Source organism: Burkholderia oklahomensis C6786, assembly GCF_000959365.1.
In the GTDB taxonomy this organism is placed as follows: domain Bacteria; phylum Pseudomonadota; class Gammaproteobacteria; order Burkholderiales; family Burkholderiaceae; genus Burkholderia; species Burkholderia oklahomensis.
The window spans coordinates 136307-155437 of the sequence record NZ_CP009556.1 but is presented as its reverse complement, the minus strand read 5'-3'; the positions used below and the strand labels follow the sequence as shown (position 1 = coordinate 155437).

Genomic DNA, 19131 nt, shown 5'->3' with positions numbered 1-19131 from the left:
GCGAGGACACGCATGCACACGCTCTACTTGATCGCGATCGTCGCGGAAGCGATGTCGGGCGCGCTGATGGGCATGCAGCGCGGGATGGACCGGTTCGGCCTCGCGCTCGTCGGCGCGGTGACCGCGCTGGGCGGCGGCACCGTGCGCGACGTGCTGCTCGGCCGCTATCCGCTGACCTGGGTCGCGCACCCCGAATACCTGCTGCTGACGCTCGCCGCCGCGACGTTCGCGTCGATGACGGCGACGCACGTCGCGCGGCTGAAGTCACTGTTCACGACCGTCGACGCGCTCGGGCTCGCGGCATTCTCGATCATCGGCTGCGACGTCGCGGCGACGGTGAACGACAGCCCGACCGTGATCGTGCTCGCGGGCGCGATCACCGGCGTCTGCGGCGGGATGCTGCGCGACCTGCTTTGCAACGAGATGCCGCTCGTGCTGCGGCGGGAGCTGTACGCGAGCATCGCGTTGCTGACGGGCGCACTGTATGTCGGGCTGAAAGCGCTCGGCGCGGCGGGCGGCATCGCGACCGTCGTCGCGCTGGTCGTGGGATTCGCGGTCCGGATGCTTGCCGTGCGGCGCGGCTGGCGCTTGAAGGCGTTCCATACGGCCGACGCCGGCTGACGCCGGCGCCGCATGCGCGGCGGCCGCTCATGCGGGCACGATGACGGGCGCCGCGCCGTCGCCCGCGTCGACGAGCCGCACGCGAAATCCGTAGCAGCGTTCGATCAGATCCGGGCGCAGCACGTCGGCGGGCGCGCCGTCGGCGACGATCGCACCGTCCGCGAGCATCGCGATGCGATCCGCGTGACGTGCGGCGAGATTCGGATCGTGGACGATCGTCAGCACGCCGATTCCCCAATCGCGCGACAGGCGCCGGACCGTGTCGAGCAATTGATGCTGATGCGCGAGATCGAGCGCGGCGGTGGGCTCGTCGAGCAGCAGGTAGCGGGGCGCGCTCGCCGATTCGTCGGATTCGTCGGACGGCCAGAGTTGCGCGAGCACGCGTGCGAACTGCACGCGCGCGAGCTCGCCGCCCGACAATGTCGTGACGTCGCGCGTGTCGAGCGCCGATGCGCCGGCGAGCGCCAGTGCTTGCGACGCGATCTCGCGGTCTTCGCGCGCGAGCGCGCCGGTGCGGCGCGTGTGCGGATAGCGGCCGAGCAGCACGATTTCGAGCGCGCCGAACGGAAACGCGGGCTGCGACGCTTGAGGAAGCACCGCGCGCAAACGCGCGAGGCGCGGCGCGTCGATCCGGTGGAGCGGCTCGCCGTTCAGCGTGACGTCGCCGCGGACCGTCGCGCCGCGCGCCGCGCCGCCGATCCGCAAGTCGCCCGCGAGCACCTTGAGCAGCGTGCTCTTGCCCGCGCCGTTGCGTCCGAGCAGCGCGGTGACGCAGCCGGGCGCGATCCGGATCGCCAGGTCGCGAAGGACGACGCCGCCATCGCGTGCGACGTGAAGACGATCGGCAATCAGCATGGCATTCGATTCGGTGTTGGTGCGCTGCTCGGCATGGCCGTTCGCGAAGCGGCGTGCGCGCTCGCACCCGCGATCGAGATCGTGTCGGCGCGGCCGGACGAGCGGCGTATGCGCAGGCCGGCGAAGTTTCGACGATGAGATCCGGCTCGCAACGTCACGCTCCCAGTGCGCCGCGCCGTTTCCACAGCAGTGCGAGAAAGAACGGTGCGCCGATCAGCGCGGTCAGGATGCCGAGCGGAATCTCGGCCGGCGCGGCGAGCGTTCTTGCGGCGAGATCGGCGGCGACCGCGAGGAGCGCGCCGAGCAGCGCCGCGCCCGGCATCACGATCCGCTGATCGGGGCCGGCCGCGAGCCGCACGCAATGCGGCGCGACGAGCCCGATGAAGCCGATCGCGCCGGTGCACGACACGATCGCGCCGACGCACATCGCCGTTCCGACGAGCACGCGCCGCTTCACGCGCTGCACCGGCACGCCGAGATGCAGCGCCTCCGTTTCGCCGAGCTGCAGCGCGTTCAGCGCGTGCCGCTCGCACGCGAGCAGCGCGCAGCCGGCGAGCGCGAACGGCGCGACGGCGGCGATCATGCGCCACTGTGCGCCGCCGACGCTGCCGAGGCTCCAGAACGTCAGCGACCGCAACTGCGCATCGTCGGCGACATAAGTGAGGAGTCCGATCGCCGCGCCGGCGAGCGCATTGATCGCGATGCCGGCGAGCAGCAGCAGCGGCAGCGCGAGCCGGCCGCGCGTGATGGCGAGCCGATAGACGAGCGCCGCGACCGCGAGCGCGCCGCCGAACGCGGCGGCCGGCAGGAAGCCGAGCGCGACCGGAGCGGCGGCGACGAGCGGACCGAGCACGATCAGCGCCGATGCGCCGAGCGCCGCGCCGCTCGACACGCCGATCAGGCCCGGATCGGCGAGCGGATTGCGAAAGAGCGCCTGCATCGCGGCGCCCGCCGCGCCGAAGCCGGCGCCGACGAAGAGCGCGAGCACGACGCGCGGCGCGCGAATGTCCAGCAGCACTGCGCGCGCCTGGCGCAGCGCGGGATCGCTCGCGAGCCGTGCATCGGGCGCGGCGAGCGCGTCGAGCAACTGCGCGGGCGCGAGGCGGAATGCGCCGATGCAGAGCGCGGCGACCGACGCGACGGCGAGTGCGGCGATCAGGGCTGCAAGCGTCCACACGGCGCGCCGTCGGCGGAAGGCGGCGGCGATCGATGGCGCGAGCGCCGGGCGGCGCGCGGCAGGCGTCGGATCGACCGACGGAGAACGGGCGGCGATGCTCATCGTGAAGGTTCGAATGGGATAGGCTGCGATTCCGTCGACGCACGCGCGAAGTGGCCGATATGTGCCGCGCGCCGTACGGCGGCGGCCGTTTCGCGCGATGCGAAGCGGCGCGAACCGATTGCGGCGGATCGGACGTCGGCATGCGTGACGACGACTTCAGGAAACCGAACGATCGCGAGCGATCGATGCGCGATGCGGTTCGTCGCGACGAATCGATGCGGACATGGCCGATCTCGCATGCTCAGGCCAGCACGCTGTTCAACCGGCGCTGCAACGCAGTGACCGCCTGCGGCAGACGCGGTCCGAAGCCGAGCAGGAACAGCGCGTCGAGCGACACGACGCGGCGTGCGCGTCCGGCCGGCGTCGCGGCGAAGCCGGGCGTCGCGACGAGCGCGTCGCGTCCGCCGACCGCCTGCAAGCCCTCGTCCGAGATCAGCACGACGTCGGGTGCCGCCGCGACGAGCGCTTCCGCGGTCAGCGGCTTGTAGCGATCGAATCCCTGCATCGCGTTGTGCGCGCCCGCGTAACGGATCATCGCGTCGGCGGCCGTCTGCTGGCCGGCGACGAGCGCCTGGTTGCCGGTATGGTTGAGCACGAACAGCACGCGCGCGGGCGTGCGCTGCGACGCGCGCGGCGGGGCGGCGTCGACCGCCGCGCACGCCGCGAGCCAGTCGCGATCGAAGCGCGCGAGCAGCATGTCGCCCGTGCTTTGCAGCGAAAGCGCCTGCGCGATTCCGCGAATCTTGCGGCGCACCGATTCGACGTCGTGCGCCTCGTCGAATGTCGTGACGGTCACGCCGGCGTTCTTCAGTTGCGAGAGCGCGGCGGGCGGCCCGGCCTCCGCCGACGCGAGCACGAGATCGGGCCGAAGCGACAGCAATCCCTCCGCGGACAACGTGCGTTGATAGCCGATCTTCGGCAAGCGCCGCGCGGCGTCCGGGTACGTGCACGTGGTGTCGGTGCCGACGAGCTCGTAGCGCGTGGTTCGCGCGCCGCCCAGCGCGTAGATCGTCTCGGCGAGCGCGCCGCCGATCGCGACCACGCGCTTCGGCGGCGCGCTCGCCGGCGCGCGCGCGAACGCGCCCGGATGCGCGGCCGCGAACACGAGCGCGCCCGTGCCCGCGAGCCATGCGCGCCGGCGTGCATCGATGCGCGACGGCTTGCTCATCGCGCGGCCTCGGTATCGGTCATGCCGGAGGCGTCCGCCGAGTCCGCCGCGCTCGCGGCCTCGATCGCCGGCAGCGCGCGCACCAGCTCGCGCCAGCCTGCCAGCTCCGGTTGTCCCGGCTTGCGCGCGCCGAACAGCATCGCGATGTTGTCGCCCGCCGCATCGAACAGCTCGACCGACGTGACGATGCCGTCGCTCGTCGGCTTTCTCACGGCCCACGCGGACGCGACGAGATCCTCGCGCAGATGCAGGTTGAAATCCTCGTCGAGCACGTTGATCCAGGCGCCCATCCGGCGGATGTTCGTGACGGGGCCGGTATGGATCTGGATCATCCCGCGATTGCCGACGAACACCATGATCGGCAGCCGCGATTGCGCGGCGCGCTCGAGCACGCGCCGCGTCGCGTCGGTCGCGACGCGATGCGCGCGCGCCGTGCCGGCGAGCCGCAGCGCCTGCGTGCGCGCGACGCCGAAGCGGCGCACGACGCCATGGAACTGGTGCGTGTCGGTCATCGCGTCCCATGCGTCGCGCAGGCCCGCCGCGTCGATTTCGCCGTCGGGCCGCTCGACGAACGCGGGCGGCGCGGGCTCGACCGCGAACGCGGGCGACTGCACCGGCATCCGCCAGCGCGACACGAACGCGTCGAACGCGTCATGATCGCTGTGCTTGCGCAGATAGACCTTGTGCACCGCGTCGCCTTGCGCGTCGAAAAACTGCAGGCTCTTCATCACGCCGTGCGCGGTCGGCTCGTAGACGGCGAAGCCCGCCGCCCAGTTGCGGTAGAAGATCCGCAGATCGATCGCGCCGAGCGCGAGCCCGACCGGGCCGTCATGGCTCATCTGCTCGAACGTGCCGTCCTTCTCGTGCACGGCGGCCGCGTTGCGCGTGAGCGCCATCACGCCGCCCAGCCGCGGCATCTCTTCGAACAACTCGACGAAGCTCGGCTCGAGCCGCACGACGCGATCGCCCGCGAACGCCGCGAGCGCCTCGCCTTCGCTGATGCCGAGCAATTGCGCGACGTCGCGATTGCGCAGCTTGCGGGTTTCTTTCAGATGCAGGAACGCGTCGCGCAGTTCGTCCGGCGCGAGCGCGCGGTTCGACGAAGAGGCGGGAGCGGCGGTGTTCATCATGTCGGAGATCCTCGATTGCCGGATTGGCCGTAAGAGAGAAAAGCGTGCGGGCCGCATCAGAAATCCACCTTCATGCTGACCGCGACGCTGCGGCCCGGAGCGGTGTATGCGTCGAGCACGTTCGAATCGGCGGCGATGCCGCGCACGTCCGACCAGTTCCAGTACTTGCGATCGAACAGGTTGTGAATGCCGAGATAGGCGCTCACATGCTTGTTGAAGCGATAGCCGCCGCGCAGGTCGACGACGAACGACGACGGCGGCGTGAAGCAGCTCTTTTCCCGGCATGCGTCCGACGACACGTCGCGGCCGCGCTTGCCCGCCTGGAACAGCAGGTCGGCCTGGGCGAACCAGCGCTCGCCCGGCTCGTAGCGCACGCCGAACACCGCGGAGAACGGATTGACCGTGTCGAGCGGTTCGCTCGCCGCGCCGTTGTCCTGCGTCGTGCCCTTCGTGAACGCCATCGCGGTTTTCAGCGTGAAGCCGCTCGGCATCACCCACTCCGCGCGTCCCTCGAAGCCGTGAATGCGCGCGTTCGCGAAGTTCACGTACTGGAACACGAGCGGATCGTTCGGCCGGCGGCTGCCGCCGATCGTGCGCTGCGAGATGAAGTTGCGATAGCGGCCGGCGAACGCGGCGACGCTGTAGCGCACCGGCCCATAGCCCGTGCCGAGCGTGCCGCGCAGGCCCGCTTCGAGCGTGTCGCTCGTCTCGGGCTTCAAGTTCGGATTCCCGATCGACGTGTAGCCGTACAGCGGATTCGAGAAGCTGTTGTTGACCTGATCGGGCGTCGGCGTGCGGAAGCCGTGCGCGTACTGCACGTACGGGATCAGCGCGGGCGTCACCTGGTACAGCACCGACACGCGCGGCGACAGCTCATGGTCGCTCGAGCTGACCGTCTTGCCGGCGAAGAGCGGATCGCCCGTCGTCGGACTCAGCCGATAAGCGTCGAAGCGCAGGCCCGGCGTGACGAGCAGCTTGCCGAAGCCGATCTGATCCTGCACGAACGCGCCGAGCAGCGTGTAGTCGGTGTCCGGGAACGCCTTGTTCGGGAACGATTCGCCGGGGCTCGCGACGGCGCCGTCGCGCAGGCTCTTGATGCGATCGATGCTGCCGTCGACGCCATACAGCAGCTTGTGCGCGAGCGGTCCGGTCGAGAAGCCGCTCTCGGCGAACGCGGAGCCGCCGAACGCGCGCTCGCTGTAGTGGTTCGAGCGCGAACGCGACTGCAGGCGGCCGCCGCGCGTCTCGAACGAGTCCTGATCCTGTTTCGACTCCTGATAGTAGAACTGCACGTGCGCGGTCTGGAACCAGTGCGCGGCGTCGTCGCGGAAGTCGTAATCGATGCTGAAGCGGTTGCGCTCGAGCTTGTCGTTCGCGGCGAGGCCGAGCGTCGTCGGCGGGTTGATCGCCGACAGCACGTTCGTGTCGATCCGGCGCTGCACCGTCTCGGCGGTGAACTTGAACGTGTCGCGCGACGTCGGCGTGATCGTCAGCTTGCCGAGCAGCGATTCCGTGTAGACGTCCTGAGGATTCGCGGTCGTGCGTTTCGTGCTCGCGGCGTTGTCGTCGCCGTGCGTGTCGACCTCGTGGCCGCGGCGGCCCGACGCGATCAGCATTCCCTGCACGCGATCGTTGCCGGCGGCGGCCGACACGGTCGCGCCGACGCTGCGGTCGACCGAGTCATAGCTCGGCCGCAACGAGAAGTAGGTCTTCTTGCGATAGATCGACAGCAGGTCGGACGGATCTTTCGTGATGAAGTTGACGGCGCCCGTCAGGCCGTCGCTGCCGTACAGCGACGACGCCGGGCCGCGCAGGATCTCGATGCGCTTCAGCGTATCGAGATCGGCGTAGTCGCCGCGGCCCGCTTCGAGCGGACCGAACGAGAACGCGCTCGGCAGCCGGATGCCGTCTTCCATCAGCAGCACGCGGTTGCCTTCGAGGCCGCGAATGTTGATGCTCGAATCGCCGTCGCGGCCGCCGCCGAGCGCGGCGTTCGCCGGGCGGTACGCGGTGCGGCGCACGGTGACGCCCGGCTCGTAGCGCAGCGCGTCCTTGATGTTGTCGGCTTGCTGTTCTTCGAGGTCCGAATCGGTGATCACCGACACGCTCGCCGCGGTGCGGCTCGCCGCCGACGCGGTGCGCGTCGCGGTGACGGTGATCGGGTCGAGCGCTTGCGTGCCGGTGCGCGCGGCCGCGATCGTCGCATGCGGCGCGGATGCGGCGGACGGCGGTGCGGCGGCGGCAGGTTCGGAAGCGGCGCCTGCGGCGCGCGCGGCTGCCGCATAGATGCCGAAAGCGCCGAACAGCGCGGCGCGAAGCGGCCGCCGCGCCAACAGAGGTTGATGCACGGTTTGGTCTCCCAGTGACGAATTAGCCCGGAGGCTGGCTGGGTGACGCGTGCACCTGGCTGGCGCCCGCGCGCCGTTCACGGCGCGGGCAGGATGAAAGGAACGGTTCGTTGAAACGAATGGAGAGTGTAATTGAGAATCATTCGCAATTCAATTGGAGAAAGCGGCTTGCGCATCGTGCGGGAAATCGGCGAATCCGGCGTGCGTGGCCGCGCCGCCCGGGATCGGCGGCGGCGTTGTTTGCAACTAACGGTCTGCCTCGGCCGACGCCTTCGAAGATGAGCGCGCGCGAGGCCGCATGCAGCGCGGGCCCGAACGGCGCCCGCCTGCGGCGTGCGAACAAGGATCGCGATGCGGCTATCTGCGCTATCCCGCGTGATTGCGCGCCGATGGCAGGCGGGTCAAGCTCCGACGATCGGCACGCTTGCGGCCGTCATCCGCGTGCATCGCGACGACGCGCGACGGTGCGGCCGGCGCGCGCTTTCGCGTGTCACGCCATCGACTCGAGCCGAATCAGCAGCTTGCGCACGTGCGTCAGAAACGCCTCGTGCGCTTCCCGATCGCGGGGAGCGTCGAGGTGCGACGTCTCCGCGAGCTGGATCTGCCGGTCGAATTCGTCGGCGAGCGCTTGGCGCGTCTCGAGCGGAAGCGCGCGAATCAGCGAGACGAGCAGCAATTCCTGAGCGTGAAGCATGCCGGACAGCGCCTGGACGTTCATGCCGATCTCCGTCGAAGAAGGGAAAGCGGCGCCGCGGGATCGCGGGCCGCCCATCTCTTCATACTAGGTCCGTCGCGTGCAAAAGCCGAGTCCCGCGCGCATTCGTCGCGTTCGGGCGTTCGCGGGCTCAAGGGCGATCATGCGCGCGTCAAGCGCGCCCGCACTCGCTCAGCATCCACGCGCGCAGACGCCGCAGCGAGTCGCTCGCGTCCAGCCGTTCCGGCGCGCAGCACAGATAGTGGCCTTGTTCGTCGACGTCGACTGGCGCGTCGAGCGGCTGCGCGAGCGTGCCGGATGCAAGCTGATCGCGAATCAGGAACGCCGGGACGAGCGCGATCCCGAGCCCTGCGTGCGCCGCCTGGATCAGCACCGAGTATTGCTCGAAGCGCGGGCCGGCGAGCGCGTTCATGTGCGCGACGCGATGCCGGTCCATCCACGCGATCCACGCGCATTCTGCTTGCTCGTGCACGAGCCGCGGCGCGGCCGCGACGTCCGCAGGCGCGCGCAGCGCGTAGCGCTCGGCGAATTCCGGCGCGCACACCGGCACGAACGTGCGGCCGTCGAGATAGTCGCACTGGACGCCTTCCCAGCGGCCGTCGCCATAGCGGATCGCCGCGTCGAGACCGAACGGGAACGGGTCGCCCGGCGCGAGATGGCGGCGAAAGCTCAGCGTGACGTCGGGCGCGGTCTCGAGAAAGCGCGGCAGGCGCGGCACGAGCCATTTCGTCGTGAACGTCGGCACGCTCGCGATCGTCAGCAGATCGCTGTCCTCGCGCGCGCTCAGCAATTCGAGCGACGCGTTGCCGATCTCGCGCAGCGGCCCGCCGACGCGCGCCTGATAGACCTGGCCCGCGCGCGTGAGCGCGAGGTTGCGGCCTTCGCGGACGAACAGCTTCACGCCGAGCAGCGCCTCGAGGCTCGCGATCTGCCGGCTGACCGCGCTCGGCGTCAAGCCGAGCTCGCGCGCCGCGTACGAAAAGTTCAGATGTTTGGCAGAACTGGCGAATGCATGCAGCTCGGCGACGTTCGGATACAGGTGCTTCATCGCGAAGTGTTCCGTCGATGCAAAGAGTGATGCGGAGTTTGTACGTTTTTTTCATGACGATGCCATGTCGCGCGGACAAACTGGCGGCCGTCACAACGATGCGCGAAACGCCTGCTCCGACGGGCTTTTCGCGCGCCGCAACCCTTCGTCGCCAACGGGACCAGTCATGCGCTCACCCACCGCCCCGGTGCTCGCCGGCGGTATTCCGATACGTCGCAGCAAAAAAGGCCGTCCGTCGTTCGGCGCCGTCGTCGTCAACGGCATCGTCGCGCTGTTCGCGCTGTATCTGCTGATGCCGATCGCGCTGCTGCTGACCGGCTCGGTCGGGCAGAGCTGGACGAATACGCTGCTGCCAGTCGGCTTCACGTGGCGCTGGTTCGCCGAGCTGGCCGCCGATTCGAGCTTTCGACGCGCGTTCGGCGTGAGCTTCGTCGTCGCGCTCGCGTGCTGCGGGCTCAATGCGATCGTCGGCGTGCCGCTCGCCTACGCGCTGCATCACAGCGCACAGGCGGGACGCGGCATCGCCGCGCGCGTCGTGATGCTGATGCCGATCGGCGTGCCGGCGCTCACGCTCGGCTTCGGCTACATCGTGATCTTCGGCGGCGACGCGCTGCCGTGGCTCGGCACGCTGCCGCTGATGATCGCCGCGCACGCGGTGCTGACGCTGCCGTATCTGCTGCAGACGCTGCTGAGCGACCTGCGCCATCTCGATCTCGCGAAGCTCGAAGCCTGTGCGGCGACGCTCGGCGCGCCGCCGCTGCGGCAGTTCTTCACGATCGTGGTGCCGAATCTGCGGCAGAGCCTGTTTTCCGGGCTCGTGATGGTCGCCGCGCTGTCGATCGGCGAATTCCAGGTATCGAACCTGATCGCGGGCTTTCGCTATCGCAATTTTCCCGTCGTGCTGCTGCAGGCGTTCTACGGCGCGTCCGGCATCGCCTGCGCGGCGACCGTCGTGCTGCTCCTGCTCGCCGTGCTCGCGACGCTCGCATCGATCCACACCGTGCAACGACTGAAGTGAAGCCATGAGTCTCGAATTCGACAACGTCAGTTTCAGCTATCCCGGCGCGGCGCACGGCATCGACGCCGTCACGCTGCACGCGCAGCCCGGCGAACTGCTCGCCGTGATCGGGCGCAGCGGCTCCGGCAAATCGACGCTGCTGCGCCTGAGCGCGGGACTGCTGAACGGCTACAGCGGCCGCATCGTGATCGGCGGCGCCGACGTGGCCGGCGTGCCGGTGTGGCGACGCGAAGTCGGCATGGTGTTTCAGCAGTACGCATTGTTTCCGCATCTGTCCGTCGTCGACAACGTCGCGTACGGCCTGCGCATGCGCGGCGTCGCGGCCGCCGAGCGCAGGCGGCGCGCGCTCGAGATGCTCGAGCGCGTGGGCCTGGCCGCGCATGCGGCGCGCAGCACGATGCAACTGTCGGGCGGCCAGCAGCAGCGCGTCGCGCTCGCGCGCGCACTCGTGATCGAGCCCGCCGTGCTGCTGCTCGACGAGCCGCTCGCCGCGCTCGATGCCGGCATCCGGCATCAGCTTCGCGATGAGATCCGCGCATTGCAGCGCGCGTGCCGCGCGACGACGCTGTTCGTCACGCACGATCAGGACGAGGCGCTCAGCATGGCGGATCGCGTCGCGATCGTCGACGGCGGGCGCGTGCTGCAGGTCGGCACGCCGCGCAGCCTGTACGAGCGTCCGGTATCGACGCAGGTCGCGCGCTTCATCGGCCACTCGACGATCCTGCGCGGCCGCGTGCGCTCGAGCGGCACGGTCGACGTGCGCTTCGCAATGCTGTGCGCGGACACGGGCGCGCATCGGCCGGGCGCCGAGGTCGACGTGCTCGTGCGTCCCGAGCACGTGGAGCCCGATCCGCCCGAGCACTGCGTGAACCGCATCGGCGGCGCGCTCGGCGAGGTCCGCTACTTCGGCGCGACGCATCGCTACGACTTCGTGCCGCACGGCGCGGCCGAGCCGCTCTTGTGCGAAGGCCGCGTGCTCGCCGCGCGCGGCATCGCGATCGAGCCGCGCCATCTGCTCGTACTGCCCGCGGCGACGGCCGCGCAATGATTGATTCGTTCAACGGAGATTCATGATGTTTGCAGGTCGACAATTCCTGACGGCGATGCGCCGCATCGCGCTCACGCTTTGCGCTTGCGCGACGCTCGCCGCGAACGGCGCGCATGCCGCGCCGCTCTATGCGGGCGAAGACGCGCTCTATGCGAAGGCCGCCGACGAAGGGCTCGTCGTGTCGTTCGACACCGGGCCCGAATGGGCGAACTGGAAGGCGCTGTTCGCGGAGTTCCGCAAGCGCTACCCGAAGGTCGAGCTCACGTACAACGACATCGGCTCGGCCGCGACCGTCGTCGCGCTCGACAAGTCGCGCCGCCGTCCGCAGGCGGACACCGCGTACTACTTCGCGGCGTCGGCGCTCGAAGCGGCGGGCAAGGACGTCGTCGCGCCGTTCAAGCCGATCAACTTCGATCGGCTGCCACCCGTGTTTCGCGACGCCGACGGCCGCTGGTTCACCGTGCATTCGCTGAACGTCGCGTTTCTCGTCAACCGGAAGCTCGTGAAGAACGTGCCGCAGCGCTGGTCCGATCTGCTGAAGCCCGAGTACAGGAATGCGGTCGTCTATCTCGATCCGCGCTCGACGGGGCAGGGGCAGGTCGTCGTATTCGCGGCGGCGTCCGCGTTCGGCGGCGGCGTCGACAATCCGAAGCCCGGCGCCGATTTCTTCGGCAAGCTGAAGAACGCGGGCAACGTGCTGCGCGTCGAAGGCACGACGCCCTACGCGAAGTTCGTCAAGGGCGAGATTCCGATCCTGATCGGCTACGAGAACGACGGCCTGAAGGCGAAGTACGCGGACGGCATGGGCGATGCGGTCGACGTCGTGATTCCGCAGGACGGCAGCGTATCCGCGCCGTACGCGATGAGCCTCGTGAAGAACGGCCCGAACCCCGCGGCCGCGCAGCTATGGCTCAACTTCGTGATGAGCGAGGCTGGCCAGGCGCTCTTCGCGCGCGGCTACGTGCGGCCCGCGGTGTCGGGCGTCGCGCTTGCGCCGGACGTCGCGGCGAAGATGCCGAACGCGCCGCAGGTGCGCCCGCTCGACGTCGCGAAGGCCGCCGCGCGCAAGGCCGAAGTCGACAGACTGTGGTCGCAAGCGACGCTCGGACAGTAAGGAGCGCGACGTGCAACGATCGTCTCTCGACCGCGGCTTGTTGCGCCGCTTCGGCGCGGCGCCGGCGGGCGGGCTGCTCGCGCTGTTCTTCGCGCTGCCGCTCGCCGCGCTCGTGAGCGCGGCGTTCGCGGAAGGCGGCCGTGCGTTCGCCGCGGTGCTGCGCGATCCGCTCGTCGCCGACGCGATCGGCCGCTCGCTTGCGCTCGCGGTGGGCACGGGCACGCTGTCGACGTGCGTCGGCGTGCCGCTCGCGCTGTCGCTCGCCGACCAGACGCCCGCGCGGCGCCGCTGGTCGCTCGCGCTGCTCGGCGTGCCGCTAGCGTTCTCCGGGCTCGTGATCGCATACGGCTTCATTCTGACGTTCGGCCGCGCGGGCTTCGTGACGACGCTGCTCGCCGGCCTCGGCGCGGATGCGGCGAAGGTCGGCGGCGTGATCTACACGACGTTCGGCCTCGTCGTCGCGTACGCGTACTACCTGATTCCGCGCGTCGCGCTGATGCTGTTTCCCGCGTTCGCGAATCTCGACCGGCGTCCGCTCGAAGCGGCGATGACGCTCGGGGCGAAGCCGTGGCGCGCGTGGCTCGACGTCGCGTGGCGCGAGCTGTGGCCGTCGATGGCCGCCGCGTGGTGCCTCGTGACCGCGATCGCGCTCGGCACCTACGGGACCGCGCTCGCGCTCGCCGGCACGCAGATCAACATCCTGCCGCTCCTGATGTACCTGAAGCTGTCCGACGGACAGACCGATTTCTCGCAGGCCGCCGTGCTGTCGATCGTGCTGACGGCGCTGTGCACCTGCGTGCTCGCGATGGGGGAATACGTTGCGCGACGACATCATTGAACGCCCGTCGGACGCGATGGACGCGCTCGCGCGCGTCGCGCTGCGCCAGCAGGGGGCGCGGCGTCATCTGATGCCGGTCGGCCTGATCGGTCCGCGCGTCGCGACCGACGAGCAAATGCGCGTCGCCGAATCGATCGCGCACGCGCTCGCCGCGACGGGCATCGCGATCGTCGGCGGCGGCAAGTGCGGCGTGATGGAAGCGGCCGCGCGCGGCGCGCGCCGCGCGAACGGCTTCGTGATCGGCCTGCTGCCCGAGGACGACGCCGAAGGTGCGAATCCGCATCTGAGCGTCGCGTTGCCGACGGGGCTCGGCATTACGCGCAATGCGCTGATCGCGCGCGCGTCGTTGTGTCTGATCGCGGTCGGCGGCGGGCTCGGCACGCTGTCCGAGATCGCGCTCGGCTTGCAGTGGGGCAAGCCGGTTTTCACGATTTGCGATGCGCCGCAAGTGGCCGGCGTCGAGAACTTCGACGCGCCGGATCCACTGCTCGCGCGCGTCGCGCAATGGCTCGTCGATTCGGCCTAGCCGCGTCGAGGGTTTGGAGATGAAGCGCGTCATTCGTTTTGATTCAATCTGGCAGGAATCCTATCCATGAAAAAAGCGGCAGTGGCATTGTTGGTGACGGGGAGCGTGTGCGTCGGCGCGCATGCGCAGGGCACGGTGACGCTCTACGGGATCGTCGACGCGGGGCTCGGCTATACGAGCGACCAGCGTATCGCGCAGAGCAAGGGCGCACTCGGCTCGCCCGTCAGCTACCGGAACGAGTCGAGCTACAGCTTCGCGAGCGGCACCTGGTCGGGCAGCCGTTGGGGGCTGAAGGGCAAGGAGGATCTGGGCGGCGGCCTCGCGGCGGTGTTCCAGCTCGAGAACGGCTTCAACATCGGCACGGGACAGGCCGGGCAGGGCGGGCGGATGTTCGGGCGGCAGGCGTGGATGGGGTTGTCGAGCGCGCGCTACGGGACGCTCACGATGGGCCGCCAGTACGATCCGATCGTCGACTTCGTCGGCACGATCAGCGCGGGCACGTTCCTGACCGGCATGGGCGCGCATCCGGGCGATCTCGACAACATCGACAACCAGTCGCGCGAGAACAACTCGATCAAGTACGTGAGCCCGAAGTTCGGCGGCCTCACGCTGGGCGCGCTGTACGGCTTCGGCAATCAGGCCGGCAGCGTGAAGAACCAGAATACGTGGAGCGTCGGCGGACAGTACGTGAACGGGCCGTTCTCGATCGGCGCCGCGTACCTGTATGCGACGAACGCGTACGGCGCGAACGGCGGCGCATGGACGGGCTCGTACGACGGCACGTTCGGTTCGTCGATCAACGAGGGCTTCGCATCGTCGAAGAGCATGCAGATCGTCGCGGCGGCGAGCACCTATCAGATCGGCGCGGTGACGCTCGGGCTGTCGTACAGCAACACGCAGTACAAGTCCGGCTCGTTCTCGACGTTCAACGGCACCGCGACGTACAACTCGATTGGCGGCACCGTGTCGTGGCAGGCGACGCCCGAGCTGCGCGTCGCGACGGGCTACGACTTCACGCGCGGCAGCTCGATCGACGGGCAGTCCGCGCCGAAATATCATCAGGTGAACTTCGCGTCGTACTATTACCTGTCGAAGCGCACCGCGCTGTATGGCCTCGTCGGCTATCAGAAGGCGAGCGGCAAGACGCTCGACCCGTACGGCAACGTCGTGAGCGCGACGGCGTCGGTCGGCGACGTCGGCAACGGCATCTCGTCGGCGGGCGACACGCAGACGCTCGTGCGCATCGGCATGCGTCACACGTTCTGACGCGCGGCGCGTTCACGCGCCGGCCGCCGGGCGCGGGCGGCCGGCGCGATGCGTGTCCGCGCATCGCGTTCAGTGCGTCACGTTCACCCGCATCTCGTTCAGCAGGTTGTCTGCGCGATCGAGATGGTGCATCGCCCACAGCATGTACCGGACGTCGACGTGGATCGAGCGATTCATATCCGGCATGTAGTGCCAGCCCGAGCTCACGCCTTCCCAGGTGCCGTCGAACGCGAGACCGACGAGCCGGCCATTCCTGTCGAGCGTGGGCGACCCCGAATTGCCGCCCGTGATGTCGAGATTCGCGAGAAAGTCGACGGGCAGCGTGCCGAGCGTCGGCGACGCGAAGCCGTCGAACGCGCGCGCGCGGATCGCGGCGAGTTGCGCGGCGCTCGCGTTGAACGGCTCGACGCCCGTCTGCTTCTGGACGATGCCCTCCACGGTCGTGAACGGCGCATAGCGGACCCCGTCGCGCGGCGCATAGCCCTGGACCGTGCCGAACGTCACGCGCAGCGAGCTGTTCGCGTCGTGATAGACGGGGTGGCCGCGCGACTGCTCGAATGCGATCAGCGCGGTCATGTAGCGGGCCCGCAGCCGCGAATCGTCGGCGGCGATCGCCTTCTGTTCGCGCTCGTATGCGAGCAGGTCCGGCATCAGCGCGTGCATCAGCATGAGCCAGCTGTCGTCGCTCGCGGCGATTTGCGCGGGCGTCGCGTCGAGCCAGCGCATCCGCGTGGCGGTGTCGGCGAGCTTCGTGCCGCGATAGAGATCGGCGACCTTGCGCGCGAGCGCCGCGTCGTCCGCCGCGCCCGCGAGCCAGCGGTCGAGCGCGGCGAGCCGCTGGCCGGCCGGCAGCTTCACGTAGCGCTCGAGCGCGTAGACGAAGATCTGCTGATCGACGTCCGGATCCATCGTGCGATCGAGCCGCTGTTCCTCGCCGGCGATGCGAATCTCGTCGCGCTTCTGATAGCCCGTTTCGCGTTCGATGTCGTCGGCTTTTTGCTTTTCGTCGGCGAGCCGGACGATCTTGTAGGATGCCTGATAAAGCCCGGCATTCGACAGGAGTTCGCCGACGAAATTGCGCTCGCGCAGCCGCTTCTGCCGTTCGACGAGCTGCCGAAGCGCATCGAAATCGGCCTTCAGGCCCGCGCCGTCGAGTTGGCCGTCCGCCGGCCGCGCGGCGAGCCAGCGATCGAGCGCGGCCTCGTCGGCGCGCTTGTCCGCGAGCGCGGAGCTGTGCGCGAGCCCGTCGAGATTGCCCTCGAAGTTCTTCATCATGTTGTCGAGCACGGCGACGCGGTTTGCGTAGCGCACGCCGATCGCCGGGTCTTTCCTGCTCGCCGCGTCGATGATCGCGAGTTGATCCTTTGCCATCCGGATTTCGGTCGGATAGCGCCAGTCGATCGCGTTCTGCAACTCATTGGCGAGCCGATAGCGCTCGGTGCGCCCCGGATAGCCGGCCACCATCACGAAATCGCCCGCGTTCACGCCGCCCGGATTGACCGTCAGCCAATGCACGGGACGATACGGCACGTTGCCCTTCGAATACGATGCGGCGCTGCCGTCCTTCGCGACGTACGCGCGCAGGAAGCTGAAGTCGCCGGTATGGCGCGGCCACATCCAGTTGTCGATCTCGCCGCCGAACTTGCCGATCGACAGCGGCGGCGCGTAGACGAGCCGCACGTCGCGGATTTCGCGCTGCCGGACCAACTGATAGCTGTGGCCGCCGCTGAACGTGTGGACGTCGCAGCGATAGCCGGGCTGTTCGCAGTCCCGAACGAGGCGTTTCTTCGCGGCGTCGATGGCGGCGTAGCGCGCGTAGCCCGTGACGCCGGGCGCGAGCGCCGCATCGATCTTGTCGGTGACGTCGCGGATCTGCTCGGTCACGTACACGCGCTGCGTCGGATCGGCAGGCAGCTCTTCGCCGCGCTGCCGCGCGAGAAAGCCGTTTTCGATCAGGTTGTTCTGCGGCGTCGAGTTGTATTGCAGCGCGCCGTAGCCGCAATGGTGGTTCGTGACGATCAGCCCGTCCGGCGACACGAACGACGCGGTGCAAAAGCCCAGGCTGACGACGGCGTCCATCGGCCACGCGGTCAGCGTCGACAGCTTGCGTGGGTCGAGCGTGAGGCCGCGTTGTTCGAGCGTGTTGGCGAGACCGGGCAGTTGGGGCGGCTGCCACATGCCTTCGTCGGCATGGGCGGCGCTCGTGGCGAGCGCACAGGCGAACAGCAGGGCGCGTGCGGCGGACGATGCGGGTGACGCGGGTGATCGCATGTATTCCTCGGATTGTTCTTGGCATGCGGGCGCCGGCGCACGGGTGAGCGCGCCGGCGGACGGCGCCGTGCGGATGGGTACGCCGCAACGGCGGAAGCTGATGAAGCGATAGCAGGGTGAAGCGCGCGGCGAGGCGCCGCGCGACAGTGTAGCGGCTGTGGCGGCGTTCTCAATTTTCGCTCGTCGATCGATCGAGCGACGCGCCGCCGCGGCCGTGCTTTCAGGCGAGCCAGGCGGTTGCGCCTGTCGGCCGGGGTGCGGCGACGCGACTTGCTTATTCCGCCGTCGCCGTCTCGGTCGCCTGCGCGAGGCTCAGCACCGTCTGCGCGATCGACTGCGTCGTCGCCAGCGTGTTGATCACGCCGGCGCGCAGCGCGCCGAGGATGCCCGTCGCCTTCGTCGGCTCGCTCGCCGTCGCGATCACGTTGGGAATCCGCTTCAGGTCTTCGAGCGTGAGCCCGATCACGCGGCCGCGCAGCATCGTCGTCGCCGGGCGGCCGTGGATGTCGATGAAGTCGTAGCCCATGATGTCGCCGACCGCGCCCGCGCGCTTCGCCTCCGCCATCTCCTCGGGCGTGAACCAGCCCATCCGGACCATGTTGCTGTCCTCGAGAATGTCGCCGATCCCGACGAGCGCGATCGACGCGCGGCGCGCCTTGTCGAGCGACTGGCGCACGACGTCGTTCTCGAGCAGCGCGGTGAAGAGCTGCGGATCGTTGACGAGCGCGGGCGCATACAGCGTCTCGCTCTCGCCGCCGAAGCGCGCGGCGAGGCGCCGGCAGATGTGGTCGGCGTTCATCGTCTCGCCGCCGCGATACGAGCCGCCGATCGCGGACACGAACGAGCAGTTGCGCTGCGTCGTCGACACCGCGTGCCGCGACACCGCGCTCACGTTGCGGCCCATGCCGACCGCGACGATCGCGCCGTCGGCGAGCACGCGGTCGAGATAGCTCGCGACGAGGCCCGCGAGCAGTTCGCGCTGGCTGTCCTGATCCTTGTGATCGACCGAGATGATCGCGCGCTGGATCCCGAAGCGCGCGACCAGTTCCTGCTCGAGATCCTGCACCGCGCGCGGATGATGGCGCACGCGGATCTCGACGATGCCCTCTTCGATCGCGCGCTTCAGCAGCCGGCCCACCTTCGGGCGCGAGATCGCGAACTTCTGCGCGAGTTCCTCCTGGGTCAACCCGTCGACGTAATAGCACTTCGCGAGTTGCGTGAGTTCTTCGTTCGTCATGTCGTAGTGGAATGGAGCGGCGCGCCGCGCGGCGTCATGAGCCGCAGTGCGCGTCGTTCGGACCGGCCTGGGTGAGGCCCGTCCGGCGTTCGTAATCGGCGATCCGCTGCACCTTCGGCTGCGAGCGGCCGCCGTCGAATTCTGCCCTAAGCCACGCGTCGACGATGCTGTTCGCGAGCTCGGTGCCGATCACGCGCGCGCCCATCGTGAGGATCTGCGCATCGTTGCTGCGCCGCGCGCGCTCGGCCGAATAGGTGTCGTGACACTGCGCGGCGCGGATGCCCGGCACCTTGTTCGCGGAGATCGCGACGCCGATGCCCGTGCCGCACAGCAGGATCGCGCGCGGGAACTCGCCCGCCGCGACCCGCTGCGCGACCTCGATCGCGATGTCGGGATACAGCACCGCCTCGTCCGCGCTGTGCGTGCCGAAGTCGAGCAGTTCGACCTCGGGATGCGTCGCGCGCAGGTGCCGCTTGATCGACTCCTTGAGCGCGTAGGCCGCTTCGTCGCAGCCGATCGCCACTTTCATGGTGGACCTCCGGAGGGCAGGTTGAATGCACAAATGTGCGGTGTTGAGCAATTATAACGACCTGTCTGAACATTTGGCAAAGGGTGAAATTTTGCTCAAGTGCCTGTTCTGATCAATAAA

Annotated in this window: 18 protein-coding genes; 8 read left to right on the top strand and 10 right to left on the bottom strand. The window is 69.1% G+C overall.

The features are described from left to right. Positions 1 to 12: 12 nt before the first annotated feature. On the top strand, positions 13 to 621 hold the full coding sequence (locus BG90_RS18890) for a trimeric intracellular cation channel family protein (RefSeq protein WP_010107559.1): 609 nt from the start codon (positions 13 to 15) through the stop codon (positions 619 to 621). 27 nt (positions 622 to 648) lie between these two features. Here the strand turns inward: BG90_RS18890 and BG90_RS18885 are convergent, their stop codons facing one another. Beyond that, positions 649 to 1476, bottom strand: a complete 828-nt coding sequence (locus BG90_RS18885) for a heme ABC transporter ATP-binding protein (protein WP_010107560.1) — start codon at positions 1474 to 1476, stop codon at positions 649 to 651. On the opposite strand from BG90_RS18885, the gene BG90_RS36185 reads away from it, so the two are divergent. Beyond that, positions 1453 to 1614 (top strand): hypothetical protein, encoded by a 162-nt coding sequence (locus tag BG90_RS36185; protein WP_157135641.1) that lies wholly within the window; start codon positions 1453 to 1455, stop codon positions 1612 to 1614. The two genes, BG90_RS18885 and BG90_RS36185, sit on opposite strands and share 24 nt — an antisense overlap. A gap of 16 nt (positions 1615 to 1630) precedes the next feature. Here the strand turns inward: BG90_RS36185 and BG90_RS18880 are convergent, their stop codons facing one another. The 6 genes from BG90_RS18880 to BG90_RS18850 all read right to left on the bottom strand — a co-directional run bounded on the left by BG90_RS18880 (position 1631) and on the right by BG90_RS18850 (position 9164). Next, positions 1631 to 2755, bottom strand: coding sequence for a FecCD family ABC transporter permease (locus tag BG90_RS18880; protein WP_010117870.1), 1125 nt, complete (start codon positions 2753 to 2755; stop codon positions 1631 to 1633). 241 nt (positions 2756 to 2996) lie between these two features. Further along, entirely contained in the window at positions 2997 to 3923 is a 927-nt protein-coding gene (locus BG90_RS18870) for a heme/hemin ABC transporter substrate-binding protein (RefSeq protein ID WP_041281874.1), read from the bottom strand. Continuing rightward, positions 3920 to 5053, bottom strand: coding sequence for a hemin-degrading factor (locus tag BG90_RS18865; protein WP_010117872.1), 1134 nt, complete (start codon positions 5051 to 5053; stop codon positions 3920 to 3922). Before BG90_RS18865 ends, BG90_RS18870 begins: the two co-directional genes overlap by 4 nt. 56 nt (positions 5054 to 5109) lie before the next feature. Beyond that, positions 5110 to 7386 carry a TonB-dependent hemoglobin/transferrin/lactoferrin family receptor gene (locus BG90_RS18860; protein WP_010117873.1) on the bottom strand — a complete coding sequence of 759 codons (2277 nt, stop codon included), beginning with the start codon at positions 7384 to 7386 and terminating at the stop codon, positions 5110 to 5112. A 505-nt stretch (positions 7387 to 7891) separates the two neighbouring features. Further along, positions 7892 to 8119: a hypothetical protein gene (locus BG90_RS18855; RefSeq protein ID WP_010107581.1), complete on the bottom strand. Its 228-nt coding sequence runs from the start codon at positions 8117 to 8119 to the stop codon at positions 7892 to 7894. Between the two features lie 148 nt (positions 8120 to 8267). Next, positions 8268 to 9164: a LysR substrate-binding domain-containing protein gene (locus BG90_RS18850; protein ID WP_010117875.1), complete on the bottom strand. Its 897-nt coding sequence runs from the start codon at positions 9162 to 9164 to the stop codon at positions 8268 to 8270. Positions 9165 to 9330: 166 nt separating this feature from the next. On the opposite strand from BG90_RS18850, the gene BG90_RS18845 reads away from it, so the two are divergent. The 6 genes from BG90_RS18845 (at position 9331) to BG90_RS18820 (ending at position 14974) form a co-directional block, all read left to right on the top strand. After that, a complete protein-coding gene (locus BG90_RS18845) occupies positions 9331 to 10182 on the top strand; it encodes an ABC transporter permease (protein WP_025990117.1) in 852 nt (283 codons plus the stop codon). A gap of 4 nt (positions 10183 to 10186) precedes the next feature. Then, positions 10187 to 11230, top strand: coding sequence for an ABC transporter ATP-binding protein (locus BG90_RS18840; protein WP_010117877.1), 1044 nt, complete (start codon positions 10187 to 10189; stop codon positions 11228 to 11230). A 25-nt stretch (positions 11231 to 11255) separates the two neighbouring features. Then, positions 11256 to 12344: an extracellular solute-binding protein gene (locus tag BG90_RS18835; protein WP_025990118.1), complete on the top strand. Its 1089-nt coding sequence runs from the start codon at positions 11256 to 11258 to the stop codon at positions 12342 to 12344. Between the two features lie 10 nt (positions 12345 to 12354). After that, positions 12355 to 13182 carry an ABC transporter permease gene (locus tag BG90_RS18830; protein WP_025990119.1) on the top strand — a complete coding sequence of 276 codons (828 nt, stop codon included), beginning with the start codon at positions 12355 to 12357 and terminating at the stop codon, positions 13180 to 13182. Continuing rightward, positions 13163 to 13708, top strand: coding sequence for an SLOG cluster 4 domain-containing protein (locus BG90_RS18825; RefSeq protein WP_010117880.1), 546 nt, complete (start codon positions 13163 to 13165; stop codon positions 13706 to 13708). The genes BG90_RS18830 and BG90_RS18825 overlap by 20 nt, the downstream gene beginning before the upstream one ends. Before the next feature lie 66 nt (positions 13709 to 13774). Next, entirely contained in the window at positions 13775 to 14974 is a 1200-nt protein-coding gene (locus tag BG90_RS18820; RefSeq protein ID WP_025990120.1) for a porin, read from the top strand. Positions 14975 to 15043: 69 nt separating this feature from the next. On the opposite strand, the gene BG90_RS18815 is transcribed toward BG90_RS18820, so the two are convergent. The 3 genes from BG90_RS18815 to rpiB all read right to left on the bottom strand — a co-directional run bounded on the left by BG90_RS18815 (position 15044) and on the right by rpiB (position 19011). Next, positions 15044 to 17245, bottom strand: coding sequence for a S46 family peptidase (locus BG90_RS18815; protein ID WP_025990121.1), 2202 nt, complete (start codon positions 17243 to 17245; stop codon positions 15044 to 15046). Between the two features lie 274 nt (positions 17246 to 17519). Next, positions 17520 to 18482, bottom strand: coding sequence for a sugar-binding transcriptional regulator (locus BG90_RS18810; RefSeq protein WP_010107606.1), 963 nt, complete (start codon positions 18480 to 18482; stop codon positions 17520 to 17522). 34 nt (positions 18483 to 18516) lie between these two features. Beyond that, positions 18517 to 19011, bottom strand: coding sequence for a ribose 5-phosphate isomerase B (gene rpiB, locus BG90_RS18805; RefSeq protein ID WP_010107608.1), 495 nt, complete (start codon positions 19009 to 19011; stop codon positions 18517 to 18519). Positions 19012 to 19131 lie beyond the last annotated feature (120 nt).

Coding starts and splice junctions, on each gene's coding strand:
- BG90_RS18890 (WP_010107559.1), top strand. CDS start 13: ATGCACACGCTCTACTTGATCGCGATCGTCGCGGAAGCGATGTCGGGC.
- BG90_RS18885 (WP_010107560.1), bottom strand. CDS start 1,476: ATGCTGATTGCCGATCGTCTTCACGTCGCACGCGATGGCGGCGTCGTC.
- BG90_RS18880 (WP_010117870.1), bottom strand. CDS start 2,755: ATGAGCATCGCCGCCCGTTCTCCGTCGGTCGATCCGACGCCTGCCGCG.
- BG90_RS18870 (WP_041281874.1), bottom strand. CDS start 3,923: ATGAGCAAGCCGTCGCGCATCGATGCACGCCGGCGCGCATGGCTCGCG.
- BG90_RS18865 (WP_010117872.1), bottom strand. CDS start 5,053: ATGATGAACACCGCCGCTCCCGCCTCTTCGTCGAACCGCGCGCTCGCG.
- BG90_RS18855 (WP_010107581.1), bottom strand. CDS start 8,119: ATGAACGTCCAGGCGCTGTCCGGCATGCTTCACGCTCAGGAATTGCTG.
- BG90_RS18850 (WP_010117875.1), bottom strand. CDS start 9,164: ATGAAGCACCTGTATCCGAACGTCGCCGAGCTGCATGCATTCGCCAGT.
- BG90_RS18845 (WP_025990117.1), top strand. CDS start 9,331: ATGCGCTCACCCACCGCCCCGGTGCTCGCCGGCGGTATTCCGATACGT.
- BG90_RS18840 (WP_010117877.1), top strand. CDS start 10,187: ATGAGTCTCGAATTCGACAACGTCAGTTTCAGCTATCCCGGCGCGGCG.
- BG90_RS18835 (WP_025990118.1), top strand. CDS start 11,256: ATGTTTGCAGGTCGACAATTCCTGACGGCGATGCGCCGCATCGCGCTC.
- BG90_RS18820 (WP_025990120.1), top strand. CDS start 13,775: ATGAAAAAAGCGGCAGTGGCATTGTTGGTGACGGGGAGCGTGTGCGTC.
- BG90_RS18815 (WP_025990121.1), bottom strand. CDS start 17,245: ATGCGATCACCCGCGTCACCCGCATCGTCCGCCGCACGCGCCCTGCTG.
- BG90_RS18810 (WP_010107606.1), bottom strand. CDS start 18,482: ATGACGAACGAAGAACTCACGCAACTCGCGAAGTGCTATTACGTCGAC.
- rpiB (WP_010107608.1), bottom strand. CDS start 19,011: ATGAAAGTGGCGATCGGCTGCGACGAAGCGGCCTACGCGCTCAAGGAG.